This is a genomic window from Nocardiopsis sp. CNT312 (assembly GCF_000515115.1).
Taxonomy (GTDB): domain Bacteria; phylum Actinomycetota; class Actinomycetes; order Streptosporangiales; family Streptosporangiaceae; genus Nocardiopsis.
This window is the reverse complement of sequence record NZ_AZXF01000005.1, coordinates 159,624-174,322: the sequence shown is the minus strand read 5'-3', so window position 1 is coordinate 174,322 and position 14,699 is coordinate 159,624. Positions and strand designations below refer to the sequence as shown.

Annotated in this window: 12 protein-coding genes; 10 read left to right on the top strand and 2 right to left on the bottom strand. The window is 69.6% G+C overall.

Features of this window, described 5'->3' with window-relative positions:
• The first annotated feature begins 25 nt into the window (after positions 1-25).
• The 3 genes from panC to B042_RS0100915 all read left to right on the top strand — a co-directional run bounded on the left by panC (position 26) and on the right by B042_RS0100915 (position 4,380).
• Positions 26-940, top strand: a complete 915-nt coding sequence (gene panC, locus B042_RS0100925; protein WP_028646639.1) for a pantoate--beta-alanine ligase — start codon at positions 26-28, stop codon at positions 938-940.
• Complete coding sequence (locus tag B042_RS0100920) at positions 937-3,534, top strand: L-aspartate oxidase (RefSeq protein WP_028646638.1); 2,598 nt, start codon at positions 937-939, stop codon at positions 3,532-3,534. The genes panC and B042_RS0100920 overlap by 4 nt, the downstream gene beginning before the upstream one ends.
• A gap of 63 nt (positions 3,535-3,597) precedes the next feature.
• Positions 3,598-4,380: a type III pantothenate kinase gene (locus B042_RS0100915; RefSeq protein WP_028646637.1), complete on the top strand. Its 783-nt coding sequence runs from the start codon at positions 3,598-3,600 to the stop codon at positions 4,378-4,380.
• Between the two features lie 44 nt (positions 4,381-4,424).
• Here the strand turns inward: B042_RS0100915 and B042_RS21550 are convergent, their stop codons facing one another.
• Complete coding sequence (locus B042_RS21550; protein ID WP_051415373.1) at positions 4,425-4,889, bottom strand: PIN domain nuclease; 465 nt, start codon at positions 4,887-4,889, stop codon at positions 4,425-4,427.
• 315 nt (positions 4,890-5,204) lie between these two features.
• Here B042_RS21550 and lysX point away from each other — a divergent pair, with 315 nt between their 5' ends.
• The 7 genes from lysX (at position 5,205) to B042_RS0100875 (ending at position 13,724) form a co-directional block, all read left to right on the top strand.
• Complete coding sequence (gene lysX, locus B042_RS0100905; protein WP_028646636.1) at positions 5,205-6,701, top strand: bifunctional lysylphosphatidylglycerol synthetase/lysine--tRNA ligase LysX; 1,497 nt, start codon at positions 5,205-5,207, stop codon at positions 6,699-6,701.
• 631 nt (positions 6,702-7,332) lie between these two features.
• Complete coding sequence (locus B042_RS0100900; RefSeq protein WP_028646635.1) at positions 7,333-7,656, top strand: LuxR C-terminal-related transcriptional regulator; 324 nt, start codon at positions 7,333-7,335, stop codon at positions 7,654-7,656.
• 124 nt (positions 7,657-7,780) lie between these two features.
• On the top strand, positions 7,781-8,353 hold the full coding sequence (locus B042_RS0100895) for an amino-acid N-acetyltransferase (protein WP_028646634.1): 573 nt from the start codon (positions 7,781-7,783) through the stop codon (positions 8,351-8,353).
• Positions 8,354-8,761: 408 nt separating this feature from the next.
• A complete protein-coding gene (locus tag B042_RS0100890; RefSeq protein ID WP_028646633.1) occupies positions 8,762-9,037 on the top strand; it encodes a hypothetical protein in 276 nt (91 codons plus the stop codon).
• Between the two features lie 209 nt (positions 9,038-9,246).
• Positions 9,247-9,585, top strand: a complete 339-nt coding sequence (locus B042_RS0100885) for an Lsr2 family protein (RefSeq protein ID WP_028646632.1) — start codon at positions 9,247-9,249, stop codon at positions 9,583-9,585.
• 734 nt (positions 9,586-10,319) lie between these two features.
• Entirely contained in the window at positions 10,320-12,830 is a 2,511-nt protein-coding gene (locus tag B042_RS0100880; RefSeq protein ID WP_081748527.1) for an ATP-dependent Clp protease ATP-binding subunit, read from the top strand.
• A gap of 102 nt (positions 12,831-12,932) precedes the next feature.
• The gene (locus tag B042_RS0100875; RefSeq protein ID WP_197024140.1) at positions 12,933-13,724 is read left to right on the top strand and encodes a DUF3105 domain-containing protein; all 792 of its coding nucleotides are present in this window, start codon (positions 12,933-12,935) and stop codon (positions 13,722-13,724) included.
• A 56-nt stretch (positions 13,725-13,780) separates the two neighbouring features.
• On the opposite strand, the gene B042_RS0100870 is transcribed toward B042_RS0100875, so the two are convergent.
• Positions 13,781-14,656 (bottom strand): A/G-specific adenine glycosylase, encoded by an 876-nt coding sequence (locus tag B042_RS0100870; protein WP_028646629.1) that lies wholly within the window; start codon positions 14,654-14,656, stop codon positions 13,781-13,783.
• Between the last annotated feature and the right edge of the window lie 43 nt (positions 14,657-14,699).

Here is a 14,699-nt window from a genome sequence, read left to right as displayed (position 1 = left end):
CAAGGCCCGCACGGGAGAGAACGAGATGACCACGACCAGGACACCCGCTACGAGCGGGCCCGATGTCGCACGCACGCCCGGGGAACTGCGCTCCGCGCTCGCCGGAGCCGGCCGTGTGGCACTGGTCCCCACCATGGGCGCACTACACGAGGGCCACCGCAGCCTCATGCGCCTGGCTCGCGCCGAGGCCGACACCGTGGTGGCCAGCGTCTTCGTCAACCCGCTCCAGTTCGGTCCGGGCGAGGACCTCGACCGCTACCCGCGTGACCTGCCAGGGGACGTGCGCCAGTGCGCCGAGGAAGGGGTGGAGGTCGTCTTCGCCCCCGACACCGCCACCATGTACCCGCGTGAACAGATGGTCACCGTCGACGCGGGCACCATGGGCGAACGCCTCGAAGGCACCTCCCGGCCGGGGCATTTCACCGGAGTGCTCACCGTGGTCGCCAAGCTCTTCCACCTGGTCCGCCCCGACCTCGCCGTCTTCGGGGAGAAGGACGCCCAGCAGATCGCCCTCATCCGCCGTATGACGGCCGACCTGAACCTCCCGGTACGGATCGTCGGCGCGCCCCTTCTGCGCGACCCCGACGGGCTGGCGGCCTCCAGCCGCAACGCCTACCTCTCCGCGCGGGAGCGGGAGAGCGCCCTCGCCTTGCCTCGGGCGCTCTCGGCCGGACGCGCCGCCGCGGACCGGGGACCGGACGCCGTCCGCGCCGCCGCTCGCGCCGTCCTCGACAGAGCCGCGCGGGCGACCCCGCCGATCGTGCTCGACTACCTCGCGCTCGTGGACACGGCCACCTTCGACGAGGTCGGTGCCGACCACAGGGGGCCGGCCTGCCTGGCCGTCGCCGCACGCGTGGGGCGCACCCGGCTCATCGACAACGTGACCGTGCGCCTGGCGGCTGCGGACCCCGGCAGCTCTCCTGAAGGGGAGAACAGATGAGCACAACTGGACAGACCCGGATGCACGCCCCCGAGCCCTCGTGGACTGTTGGTGCCGATGTCGCCGTCATCGGTTCGGGTGTGGCCGGTCTGAGCACCGCCCTGCGCTACGTCCAGCGCACCGAGCGCGGACGTGTCGTCCTCGTCACCAAGGACCGCCTCTCCACCGGCTCCACCTCCTACGCCCAGGGCGGTATCGCCGCCGCGATGGCCCCCGGGGACGACCCCGTGGCGCACATGGTGGACACCCACATCGCGGGGGCCGGGCTGTGCGACCCCCACGCCGTGCACGTCCTGGCCAACGAGGGCCCCGGCGCGCTGCGCTGGCTCATCGGCCTGGGAGCCGACTTCGACCGCACGGACCGTGGCGAACTAGCCCTCACCCGCGAGGGGGGCCACCGCGCCGACCGGGTCGCCCACGCCGGAGGGGACGCCACCGGCGCCGAGATCCAGCGGGCCCTCCAAGCAGCTGTCCTGGCCGAGGAGCGGATCGAGGTGATCGAACACGCCCTCGCCCTCGACGCCCTGCGCGACCCCGGCAGCGGAGCGGTGTGCGGTGCCACCCTCCACGTCATGGGCGAGGGGACGCGCGACGGCGTCGGTGCGGTCCTGGCACCCGCCGTCGTCCTGGCCACCGGCGGGCTGGGGCAGGTCTTCGCCGCCACCACCAACCCGCCGGTCTCCACCGGTGACGGCCTCGCCCTCGCAGCCCGCGCCGGGGCTCGCCTGCGTGACCTGGAGTTCATCCAGTTCCACCCCACTGTCCTCTGGCTGGGTCCCGACGCCCGGGGACGACAGCCCCTGGTCTCCGAGGCCGTGCGCGGCGAGGGCGCCTACCTGGTGGACGGCGACGGCAACCGGATCATGAAGGGGGTCCACGACCTGGCCGACCTCGCCCCCCGGGACGTGGTCGCCACGGCTATCGCCCGAACCATGGCCGCGGCCGGGACCGACCACGTCCACCTGGACGCGCGCCACTTCGGCCGGACCCGGTGGGAGCGGCGCTTCCCCACCATCCTGGCCTCCTGCCGCGCGCACGGCATCGACCCGGTCACCGAGCCGATCCCGGTCTCACCCGCGGCGCACTACGCCTCCGGCGGGGTCGAGGTCGACATCGACGGGGCCACCGGGGTCGTCGGCCTCTGGGCCGTCGGCGAGGTGGCGCGCACCGGTGTGCACGGGGCCAACCGCCTGGCCTCCAACTCCCTTCTGGAGGGGTTGGTGTACGCCGACCGGATCGCGGCCCGCCTCGCGGAGCGGTGGCGGCCCGTCCCGGACGAGGGGCTCGCCAGCGGCGCGGCCCTGCCGCTGGCCGACCCCGCGGGGACCTCGCGGATGCGCGCACTCATGTCCCGGCACGCCGGGGTGCTGCGCACCGGTGAGGGGCTGGCCGAACTGACCGCCGACCTCGACGCCCTGGCACGGGCGGGCGGGGGCGCGGACCCCGACACCGCCTCGTGGGAGGCGACCAATCTGCTCACCGTGGCGCGGCTCGTGGCCGCCGCGGCACTGCACCGCACCGAGAGCCGGGGTTCGCACCAGCGTGCCGACCGCCCCGCTCCCGTCCCCGCGCTGCGCGCGCGGAGGAGTGTCCTGCGTCTGGAAGGGAACACGCCCGTGACCACCGACGAGGAATGGACCCCGTCCCTGCCGAGCGCACTCGTCACCGAACTGGACGCGATCGCGTTCCCCCTGGCGGCCGAGGGGGGAGGGGCCGAGCCGGACGCGCGCGCCGAGTTCACCCTTTCCTGCACCGCCCCGCACCGGTCCCACGTGGACCTGGTCCGGCGCGCCCTGTCCGAGGACCTCACCGCAGGGCCGCGCATCGACGTCACCACCGTGGCCACCATCCCCGAGGACCAGGTGCGCACGGCCCACGTCGTGGCCCGAGCGGACGGCACCGTGAGCGGTCTGCCCCTCGCCGAACTCGTCTTCTGGCTCGTCTGCTCCGGCGCCTTGGAGGTCGCCCGCCGGGCCGGCGACGGCGACGCGGTCGCGCGCGGGGACGTGCTCATGTCCGTCACCGCCAGGACCCGGGACCTGCTCACCGCGGAGCGGACCGCGCTCAACCTGCTCACCCACATGTCCGGTATTGCCACCGCCACCCGTGCGTGGGTGGACGCGGTGGAGGGGACCGGGGCCCGGATCAGGGACAGCCGCAAGACCACACCCGGACTGCGCGCCCTGGAGAAGTACGCCGTCCGCTGCGGGGGCGGTGCCAACCACCGCTACGGCCTCAGCGACGCGGGGCTGATCAAGGACAACCACGTGGTCGCCGCCGGCGGCGTCGGCGCCGCGGTGCGCGCCATCCGTGAGCGCTTCCCCGACCTGCCGCTGGAGGTCGAAGTGGACCGGATCGACCAGATCGAGGACGCCATCGGGGCCGGCGCTGGGGAGATCCTCCTGGACAACTTCACCGTGGAGCAACTGCGGGAGGCCGTCACCCTGGTCGGCGGCCGCGCCCGGCTGGAGTCCTCCGGCGGGCTGACGCTCGACGTCGCGCGGGAGGTGGCCGAGACGGGTGTGAACTATCTGGCCGTGGGAGCCCTCACACATTCCAGTCCGGCATTGGATATCGCTCTCGACCTGTCGTGACTGCCCCTGTTGGTGCAAGATGCCCTGAGATAAGCGTTCCGACCATGGATGAGGGTCCCCAGCATGCTGCTCGCGATCGACGTCGGCAACTCCGAGACGGTGTTCGGTCTTTTCCAAGGCGATGACCTCGTCGAACAGTGGCGGGTGGGTACCGATCGGCGCCGCACCGCCGACGAATGGGCGGTGGTGCTGCGCGGACTTATCGACGGCAGTGCGATGGGCGGCCGAGGGGACGTCGACGGTCTCTCGATGTGCTGCTCGGTGCCGTCGGTGCAGCACGAGATGCGCGACATGTTCCGGCGCCACTTCGGAGACGTGCCCGCCGTGATCGTCGAACCGGGGGTCCGGACCGGGGTGCCGATCAGGATGGACAACCCCAAGGAGGTGGGCAGTGACCGGATCATCAACGCGCTGGCCGTCAAACACCTCTACGGGGGTCCGGCCGTCGTGGTCGACTTCGGCACCGCGACCACGTTCGACGCGGTCAGTGTGAAGGGGGAGTACGTCGGGGGAGCGATCGCCCCGGGGATCGACATCTCGGTGGACGCCCTCTCCCGCCGCGGCGCGCAGCTGCACATGGTGGAGATCGTCAAGCCGCGCGCGGCGATCGCCAAGAACACCACCGAGGCCCTGCGCTCGGGGATCGTGTTCGGGTTCGCGGGACAGGTGGACGGGATCGTGGACCGCATGGTCACCGAGCTCACCGACGCCCCGGACGACGTCACCGTGGTCGCCACCGGCGGCCTGGCCCCGGTGGTGGTGGGGGAGTGCGAGACCGTGGACGTGCACGACCCGTGGCTGACACTGGCGGGGCTGCGCCTGGTCTTCGAGCGCAACGTGGCCTGACGCCGCGGCCGGGGGCGGCGTGTCCGTCCCCGGCGACAGGGGTCCTACTCCTGGCTGTGCCGCTGTACCCGCAGCCGGGGGAAGACCTCGGCCAGGTGGTCGAAGTCCCGGTGGCTGTGGAGGAGGACCGCGTCCGTGCGCAGCGCGACGGCGGCGATGAGGCAGTCCGTGTGCTCTCTGATCGCCTTGCCCTTGGACCGGGCTGTCCTGTAGATGGTCGCGGCTTCGCGGAAGTCGAACGTGGGCTCCACCGTCAGTGGGCTCTGTGCCTGGAGCATCGCGTCCAGTCGGAAGAACGCGTTCTCGGACCTGGCACCGGAGAGGGGATCGCACATGACGGGGTCGGTGGTCGCCACGTCCTGTCGGGTGTCGCGTAGTTCCTTGACGAACAGGTGGGTCTCCGACCCCGTGCCCCCGGTGTATTCGAGCCAGGCGGAGGTGTCGAGGAGGTAGGTCTTGTCCGTGTGCCTGTAGGTCCTCGAAGCCTGAACGGCGCCTCTCGTCCAGATCGCTCTCCCAGAGGCGGCTTCCTTCGAGTTCTTCCATCAGTTCGTAGCGGCGTCCCGTCCCGGCCACGTGGTGCAGCCCGAAGTCCACGGCTTCCGGTTTGGTGCGCAGGCCGTACTTCTGCATGACCGATGTGACCAGTTAGTTGTCGATGTCAATATTTGCGCGACTCATACACCCAGGACGCACCTGCCACGGAAGGCAAGGGTCCGAGCACATGGCGTCCACCGCTCCGGGGGCGCGGGCGGGTGCCGGCCACCGGCACCCGCCCGTGGACGGCGACATTCGGGTACCGGGAGGAGAGTAGGATCGGGGCCGTGAATCACGCGCACGACGACACCTACGACGACCTGCCCGAACAGATGCGGGTCCGGCGCCAGAAGCTGGACCGTCTCCGGGAGGAGGGCACCGACCCCTTCCCCGTGACCTTCCCGCGGACCACGTCGACCGGTGCCGTGCGAGAGAAACACCAGGGGCTGGAGCCGGACACCCACACCGGTGACAAGGTCGGCATCGCCGGCCGGGTGATGCTCTATCGCACCGGCGGCAAGCTGTGCTTCGCCACCCTGCGCGACGAGACCGGGGACCTCCAGGTCATGCTCTCCCTGGACCGGGTCGGCAAGGAGCGCCTGGACGCCTGGAAGGCCGACATCGACCTCGGCGACCACGTCGGGGTGGAGGGCGAGGTCGTCACCTCCCGCCGCGGCGAACTGTCCGTCATGGTCACCTCCTGGACGCTGACCGCCAAGTGCCTGCGCCCGCTCCCGGAGAAGCACAAGGGCCTCACCGACCCCGAGGCACGGGTGCGCCAGCGCTACCTCGACCTCATCGTCAACCCCGAGTCCCAGCAGATGGTGCGCCGCCGGTCGGCGGCGGTCCGCGCGATCCGCGACGGGCTCAACACCCGGGACTTCGTCGAGGTCGAGACCCCGATGCTGATGCGGGTGCACGGCGGGGCGACGGCCCGCCCCTTCACCACGCACATCAACGCCTACGACATGGACCTGTACCTGCGGATCGCCCCGGAACTGTCGCTCAAGCGGCTCGTGGTCGGCGGTCTGGAAAAGGTCTTCGAGATCAACCGCAACTTCCGCAACGAGGGCGCAGACTCTACGCACAACCCCGAGTTCACGATGCTGGAGTTCTACCAGGCCTACGCTGACTACAACGTCATGGCGAACATCACCCGAGAGCTCATCCAGGACGCGGCGCGGGCCGTGTTCGGCACCACGGTGATCGAGCGCGACGGCCAGAGCTTCGACCTGTCGGGGGAGTGGCCGCAGGTCACCCTCTACGGCACCGTGTCCGAGGCGCTGGGCACCGAGGTCACCCCGCGTACCCCGGCGGAGGAGCTCCGACGCCTGGCCGAGAAGCGGGGCATCGAGTTCGACCGGGGCTGGGGGCCGGGCAAGCTGGCCGAGCACCTCTTCGAGGAGCTGGTGGAGCACACCCTCGTCCAGCCCACGTTCGTCAGGGACTTCCCGCTGGAGACGAGCCCGCTCACCCGCCAGCACCGCGAGGACCCGCTGCTGACCGAGAAGTGGGACCTGATCGGCTTCGGTATGGAGCTGGGCACGGGATACTCGGAACTGGTGGACCCTGTGGAGCAGCGCCGCCGCCTCACCGAGCAGTCGCTGATGGCGGCCGAGGGCGACCCGGAGGCCATGCAGTTGGACGAGGACTTCCTCCGCGCCCTGGAGTACGGTATGCCGCCGTCGGGCGGGGTGGGGGTCGGTATCGACCGGCTTCTGATGGCCTTCACCGGAAAGAACATCCGGGAGACCGTCCTCTTTCCGATCGTCAAGGACGAGTGATCCGGGACGGGTCTCGGGGAGACTAACGGCCCGAACGGCCGGGCGGGGGCGCCGCGTGCCGACGCGGCGCCCCCGCGCGCCTTCCGGAGTGTGGCGTCCGACACTGTGCCGGGTCCGTCACCGAGCGAACCGGTCCGAACGCGCCGCCCCACCGGGATATCTCTGGCGATACTGTTGCGTTTCCCGTGCGGGGGTGTTTCCCAGGTCACTAGCGTGTGAAGTGGGTGGTCGACGCAGGGTGGTGCGCCGCAGGTCGGTTCCCTGCATCCCCTCGGCCACCGAAGAGGGCTCGGTTGCTACACATGGTGATTTGCCAGGTCTTGACGGTATCCGTGCCGACGCCTAGCGTGCACATGCGGACCTTGGTCCGTGATCATCGAAGTGGATCGGATCCGACAGCGAACGAGGGAGGCCGCACCGCGGTCTGAGAATCCCGTACGTACGCGCACTCCTCGCCGCGGCCTGACCGTCCCGGGCCGCCAGGAGCCGGTGCGTGCGACTCGTGTGCCCCTGCCCCGCCCCCTGTGCCAGAGGGGGCCGACGGCGGCAGACGGGGTTCGCGCCCTTTGGGGCATCCGGTCCGCCCAGGTGAGGAGGTTGTTCCGCACTCACATGGATGAGGGAGGACGGAGTGGAACAGGCCGTACTCGCACGACGCGACGTCGAGGACCAGGACGTTCTACAGGAGCGGGAGCACCGGCCGGGTGTGGTCCCCTTGCAGGGCGGCTCGCGTGACGCGGCGCTCAACGGCGTCTACGCCCCGCCCGAACTGGACCGCGAGGACCTGGAGCTGCTCGCGGAGATCGCCACCGGTGTCACCACCGAGGTGGCCGCACGGCACCTCGAACTCAGTGCCCGGACTCTGCGTCGCCGTATCCGCAACATCTGCGACGTGCTCGGGGTGAACACGTCCATCGAGGCGGTCGTGTGGGCGGCCCGCCGCCACCTGATCTGAACCGCGGAGCCCCGGGCCGCCGGGGTCCCGCGTGGGGCCCACCCGGTCTGGGCGGGCGGACCGCACCCACCGGAAGGTGTTCCGGTGGGTGCGTGGACCCGGTGAGGCGTAGTCTGGTGCGGCTATGTCCGTTCGCCATGTCCGAGTGCGTCGAGCCAGAACGCGCGACGTATTCCATATCCGCCGTCTCGTCGACACGTACACGGTCGATCGCCGTGTGCTCTCCAAGAGCACGGTCAACCTCTACGAGGACGTCCAGGAGTTCTGGGTGGCCGAGACGGAGGCCGACGCGCTGCCACCGGACCCGTCGGCGGCTGCGACGGAGGGCGGGCCGGCTCCACGGGTCGTGGGATGCGGTGCCCTGCACGTCCTCTGGGAGGACCTCGCTGAGGTGCGCACCGTCGCGGTCGACCCCTCTTTGCGCGGATTCGGGGTCGGTCACCGAATCGTGACCGAGTTGCTCGACACAGCGCGTGAGTTGGGGGTCCGCCGTGTGTTCTGTCTGACATTCGAGACCGGATTCTTCGCCAAACATGGCTTTGCCCCTATCCAAGGAACCCCGGTGTCGGCCCGGGTGTACGAGGAACTCCTCCGCTCCTACGACGAGGGTGTCGCCGAATTCCTGGATCTGGAGAGGGTTAAGCCCAACACCCTCGGGAACACGCGGATGCTCGTGCACCTGGACGACGGTCCCTGAAGCGCCTTGCCTAAAGGCTTTCGGACCGTCTTGGGCCGGAGTTCCCGATACCTCGTGTGTCGGCGCGAGTGTTCGGGTACGCCGAGTGACGCGGTTATACGCACCGCGCGGTATGCCGGTGCAACAAGCGGGGTAATGTGGAGTCGCCGGATCGAGTTCGGACGGGCAGCTACCAGGGGTCGCGATTCGGGTTCGCTGTGCGGACCATGGCTGGAGAGCAGCGGAGGATCCGAACACGCCGGCAGGGATTCGGGGGCGGCCACGGGCCCCGGGCCGAACCACCGGCACGCGATGGTGAAGCCGGGTATACGTTTGCACGCCGACTCAGCGGCCTCCCTGGGAGCCGGACCCGACCCTGAGTCGGTTATTTACTGCAATAAGTGACAAGCAGGAAGGGTGGCCGCTTCGATGGGTGACCTCATCTCGTCCGTGGTTCCCGCCGGGTTGATCGACGTATTGTCCGCGCTGATCCCCCCGGTGGTCGTCGCGTCCGTCTTCTCCGCCTTCGTCATCAAGCTGCTGCGCCGTGAGATGGCGCCGCGCAGGATGGACGGAAGTCGGGTCTCGGATAACGCAGCCGAGGCGAAGGGCGACGTGAACGCCTCCGGCGGCTCTGGTGCCGCGACGGTGGACGGTACGCCGATTGTCGGGAGCGGGAACACCGCCGAATCCGACAGCCGTTGATACGGTACTCGCCGAGTCGGGCGCCCAGGGGCCGATCGGGCCGCCACCGCCGGTGATCGCCGCCCGCTTCCGGCGGCCGATCCCCCTCCGAAACCCTCCGGTGACCGGAAGGCCGATTACTGGCGCGCCGAGGAATTGTCTTTTGCGCACTCGCGAGATAGCTTTATATTCAGGTGCGAAGGCACCGCTCTTCCGAAAGGTTTGAATCCATGGCACAGAAGGTCCAGGTTTTCCTGGTCGATGACCTCGACGGCGGCGAGGCCGAGGAGACGGTGACGTTCGGTCTGGACGGCTCCGTGTACGAAATCGACCTCAGCGCGGGTAATGCCGCCAAGCTTCGTGAGGCCCTTACACCCTTCGTCGACGCCGCCCGTAAGGCTCCGGCCAAGTCACCGCGCGGTACCGCCCGCAAGGGAAGTCGGAATGCGCCCAGCCGTGAGCGCAGCGCCGAGATTCGGGCGTGGGCCAAGGCGGCCGGCAAGCCCGTCAATGAGCGTGGCCGCATCCCGGCGAAGATCGTTGCCGAATATGAGGCAGTCAAGGGCTAGTACACCGACGGAGTCCGGGTTAGCCGAAATGTTGTGAGTTCTTGATCTGATGAAGGCCGCCGTCTTCGGTGGGCCGACCCGAACCTGAAGTCCTCGGACCCTCGGAACGCCGGGAGTCCGTGTGACGCGGGGATATGAGGGGATAGCCGGGAGTGCATCGGAACTCATAGTGAGGGGCCCGGCGAGAGGGTGCCTGGCGCTCGGGGCGGCGGGTGGAGAACGCCGCGCGCATGATCGCGTGGCGGCGGGGGGTGTGCCGTCGTCGAGAGGGTCCGGTACGGCCTCGCGGTCCCCGTTCTCGCGGAGGCCCTCCCTTCCGCCCCGTGTTTCTGGGCGGAACCGTGCCTCCCCTTCCGCGGCCCTATGTCGGCCCGTTCACAACTCCACATCCGCGTGTTCGCTCAGAGCCGATTTCCGGGCTTGCACAGGTGCGGTCCGGGGCTCCTGTGATGGATGGGAGCCTTGGACCGTTCGCCTTCGGCGTACAGGGAAATCTAGCGCCCTGATTAGTAGTTGGATGTTGGGTGAACGCCCTATCGTCGGGGAAAGTCTCTGGCACGGACGGCTGCGGCCGACCGGTCGGAGAGGTGTCCGGCCGGTCGGCAGCCAGCCGCCCGGCAGGACGGGTGCGGCAGTGCTCCCCGGGGCGGTTATCCCTGTGGGGCCGATATGCGGAAAAGTTGGGTCGGCGAGTACCGTCCCTGCCTGACCGCTCTGTAGAGGAGCGACGAGACATGTTCGAGAGGTTTACCGACCGCGCGCGGCGAGTGGTTGTCCTGGCCCAGGAAGAGGCCAGGATGCTCAACCACAACTACATCGGTACGGAGCACATCCTGCTCGGCCTCATCCACGAGGGTGAGGGTGTCGCCGCCAAGGCCCTGGAGAGTCTTGGTATCAGCCTCGAAGCGGTTCGGCAGCAGGTCGAGGAGATCATCGGCCAGGGGCAGCAGGCGCCTTCGGGGCACATCCCCTTCACCCCGCGCGCCAAGAAGGTCCTGGAGCTGTCGCTGCGCGAGGCGCTGCAACTCGGCCACAACTACATCGGTACGGAGCACATCCTGCTCGGCCTGATCCGCGAGGGCGAGGGCGTGGCCGCCCAGGTCCTGGTCAAGCTCGGTGCCGACCTGAACCGTGTCCGCCAGCAGGTCATCCAGCTGCTGCACGGGTACCAGGGCAAGGAGCCCCAGGCCACCGGGGCGTCCACAGAGTCCACCCCGTCCACGTCGCTGGTGCTGGACCAGTTCGGTCGCAACCTGACCCAGGCCGCCCGGGAGAGCAAGCTCGACCCGGTCATCGGCCGGGACAAGGAGATCGAGCGCGTGATGCAGGTGCTCTCCCGGCGGACCAAGAACAACCCGGTGCTCATCGGTGAGCCCGGCGTCGGTAAGACGGCGGTCGTCGAGGGCCTGGCACAGAAGATCGTCAAGGGGGAGATCCCCGAGACGCTCAAGGACAAGCAGCTCTACACCCTCGACCTGGGCGCACTGGTCGCGGGCAGCCGCTACCGCGGTGACTTCGAGGAACGCCTGAAGAAGGTGCTCAAGGAGATCCGCACACGCGGGGACATCATCCTGTTCATCGACGAGTTGCACACGCTGGTCGGTGCGGGCGCAGCCGAGGGTGCCATAGACGCCGCCTCCATCCTCAAGCCCATGCTGGCCCGGGGTGAGCTGCAGACCATCGGTGCGACCACGCTCGACGAGTACCGCAAGTACCTGGAGAAGGACGCCGCGCTGGAGCGCCGCTTCCAGCCGATCCAGGTGGACGAGCCGACCACCAAGCACGCCATCGAGATCCTCAAGGGGCTGCGCGACCGCTACGAGGCCCACCACCGCGTGTCGATCACCGACAGCGCCCTGGTGGCCGCCGCGCAGTTGGCCGACCGCTACATCAGCGACCGGTTCCTGCCGGACAAGGCGATCGACCTCATCGACGAGGCCGGCTCCCGGATGCGCATCCGCCGGATGACCGCTCCGCCGGACCTGCGCGAGTTCGACGAGAAGATCGCCGACGTGCGCCGGGAGAAGGAGTCCGCGATCGACGCGCAGGACTTCGAGAAGGCCGCGTCCCTGCGCGATGACGAGAAGCAGTTGCTGAACAAGAAGGCGCAGCGGGAGAAGGAGTGGAAGGCCGGCGACATGGACGTCGTGGCCGAGGTCGACGAGGAGCTCATCGCCGAGGTCCTGGCAGCCTCCACCGGCATCCCGGTCTTCAAGCTCACCGAGGCCGAGAGCTCCCGGCTGCTGCGTATGGAGGACGAGCTGCACCGGCGGGTCATCGGCCAGGAGGACGCCATCAAGGCGCTCTCACAGGCGATCCGCCGCACCCGTGCGGGTCTGAAGGACCCCAAGCGTCCCGGTGGTTCGTTCATCTTCGCCGGCCCGTCCGGTGTGGGTAAGACCGAGCTGTCCAAGACGCTGGCCGAGTTCCTGTTCGGGGACGAGGACGCGCTCATCCAGTTGGACATGAGCGAGTTCATGGAGAAGCACACCGTCTCCCGGCTCTTCGGCTCCCCGCCCGGATACGTGGGCTACGAGGAGGGCGGCCAGCTCACCGAGAAGGTGCGGCGCAAGCCGTTCTCGGTGGTGCTGTTCGACGAGATCGAGAAGGCCCACAACGACATCTTCAACTCGCTCCTCCAGGTGCTGGAAGAAGGCCGTCTCACCGATGCCCAGGGTCGCAACGTCGACTTCAAGAACACGGTCATCATCATGACCACCAACCTGGGCACCCGGGACATCTCCAAGGGCGTGGCGATGGGCTTCGCCAAGGAGGACGACGCCCAGACCAACTACGAGCGGATGAAGGCCAAGGTCAACGAGGAGCTCAAGCAGAACTTCCGGCCGGAGTTCCTCAACCGTGTGGACGACGTCATCGTCTTCCACCAGCTCACCGAGTCGGAGATCTTCCAGATCGTGGACCTGATGATCACGAGCCTGGACAGCCGCCTCAAGGAGAAGGACATGGGGATCGAGCTGCGCCCCGCCGCCAAGAAGGTGCTGTCCGAGCGCGGGTTCGACCCGGTGCTGGGAGCGCGGCCGCTGCGCCGCACGATCCAGCGGGAGATCGAGGACCAACTGTCCGAGAAGATCCTGTTCGGCGACCTCAAGTCGGGCCAGATCGTGGTGATCGACGCCGAGGGGGAGGGCACCGACGCCAAGTTCACCTTCAAGGGCGTGCCCAAGCCCGCGGAGGTTCCGGACACGCCCGCGGTCGAGGGCTCGGCCGCCGGCAAGGGCGAGTAGGGCGCCGACCGCTCCGCGGACCGGACGGCGTGTGAGGGGGTGTCCCGCAGGGGCGCCCCCTCCGCTGTGCGGGTACGCGGTGCCCGGTTCTAGGATTCTCGGATGAGCCATCCCCAGGAACCGCAGGGGCCCGGTCTGCCGCCCCAGTCGGCCGTCGGACCGCCGCAAGGCGGCCCTGCGCAGCACCCCCACGGGCCGCCGCTCCACTACGGGCCGCAGGGCGTCCCACCGCCCGGGTACGGGCCACCCGCCTATGTCTCGCCGCACCGGAAGAAGGGTGTCGGTGCCGGAACCGGCGTCGGCCTAATCGTCGGTGCCGCAGTGCTGGCGGTCGCGCTCCTCGTCGGCACCGCGGCGGTTCTCGTGCACCTGAGCGGGGAGGGGAGTGGAGGAGGCCTGGCAGACGGTTCCACGGGCGAGGTCAGCGAGTACGGGGGCCTGTCCCAGTCTCACGTGGCCGACGGTGTCACGGTCGACTACGCCGTGTTCCCGCCGGTGGGGGGCGACCACTACAACCGCTGGCAGAACTGCGGGGTCTACACCGAGCCCGTCATGAACGAGACGGCCGTGCACTCCCTGGAACACGGGGCCGTGTGGGTGACCTACGATCCCGCCGCCGTGGCGGCGGCCGGGGCGACCCTCCTGGAGGGCCTCCACTCTCCGGGCTCCTACGTCATTGTCAGCCCGGTGGAGGAGGGCATGCCCGTACCGGTGGCGGCGTCGGCCTGGGGCGTGCAGCTCCGGCTCGACACCCCCGACACGGCGGCTCTGGGGGACTTCCTCCGGGAGCACGAACAGGGGCCGAACACGCCCGAACCCGGTGCCCCGTGTACCGGAGGCTTCGGTGGGACCGCCGCGGACTTCCGGGCGGCCTTCGAGGGAACCGCCGTGTGACGCCGTCGACGGCGTCACACGGCGGGGTGCGCGACAGCCCCTCGACCCTCCCGGGGTCAGCCCGGGAGGGCGTAGCGGCCGTCGTCGAGGGGGTCTACGAGCCCGTCGGCCACGAGGGCGTCGAGGGCCCGTTCACGCTGGACGCCCTCGTTCCAGACGGCGTCCAGCGCCTCCTTGGGCACCGGTCCGGCGGACTCGCGCAGCACGGCCAGCAGTCGCCCGCGCACCTGCCGGTCGGTGCCGGCGTAGCGCTGCCCCCGCCGGGGCGGCCCGTCGTGGGCGGGCTTTCCAGCCAGCTTCCAGGCGCACTGGTGTGCGATCGGGCAGTCCGCGCAGGCGGGGGTGCGGGCGGTGCACACGAGCGCGCCCAGTTCCATGACGGCCACGCCCCACCGGGCGGCCACCGACGGTTCGGTGGGAAGGAGGGACTCGGCGAGCGCGGTCTCCGCCTTGGTCTGGGTTTTCGGTGGGTACTGGATGCCGGTTTCGGCTCGGGCGAGAACGCGGCGCACGTTGGTGTCCAGAATCGCGTGCCTCTGACCGAAGGCGAAGCTCGCGACGGCCGCGGCCGTGTAGGCGCCCACACCCGGAAGTGACAGCAAGGTCCCGTGGTCCTCCGGAACCTCGCCGCCGTACCGTTCGGTGATCGCCACCGCGCAGGCGTGCAACCGGAGTGCGCGGCGGGGGTAGCCGAGCCGGTTCCACATGCGCACGGCTTCCCCGGAGGGTTCTTCGGCCAGGTCGGCGGGGGAGGGCCACCGCTCCATCCAGGAGCGCCAAGCAGGTAGGACCCGGACGACCGGTGTCTGTTGGAGCATGATCTCACTGACCAGGACGGACCAGGGCGAGGCGTCGGGAGTACGCCAGGGCAGGTCACGTGCGTGGGATTCGTACCATGCCAGAACCGTGGTGCTGTAAGGGTTATCGCTCATCTTTAACGGGAAATCGGCGGGTTGGGTGGGTGTGCGGCCCGAG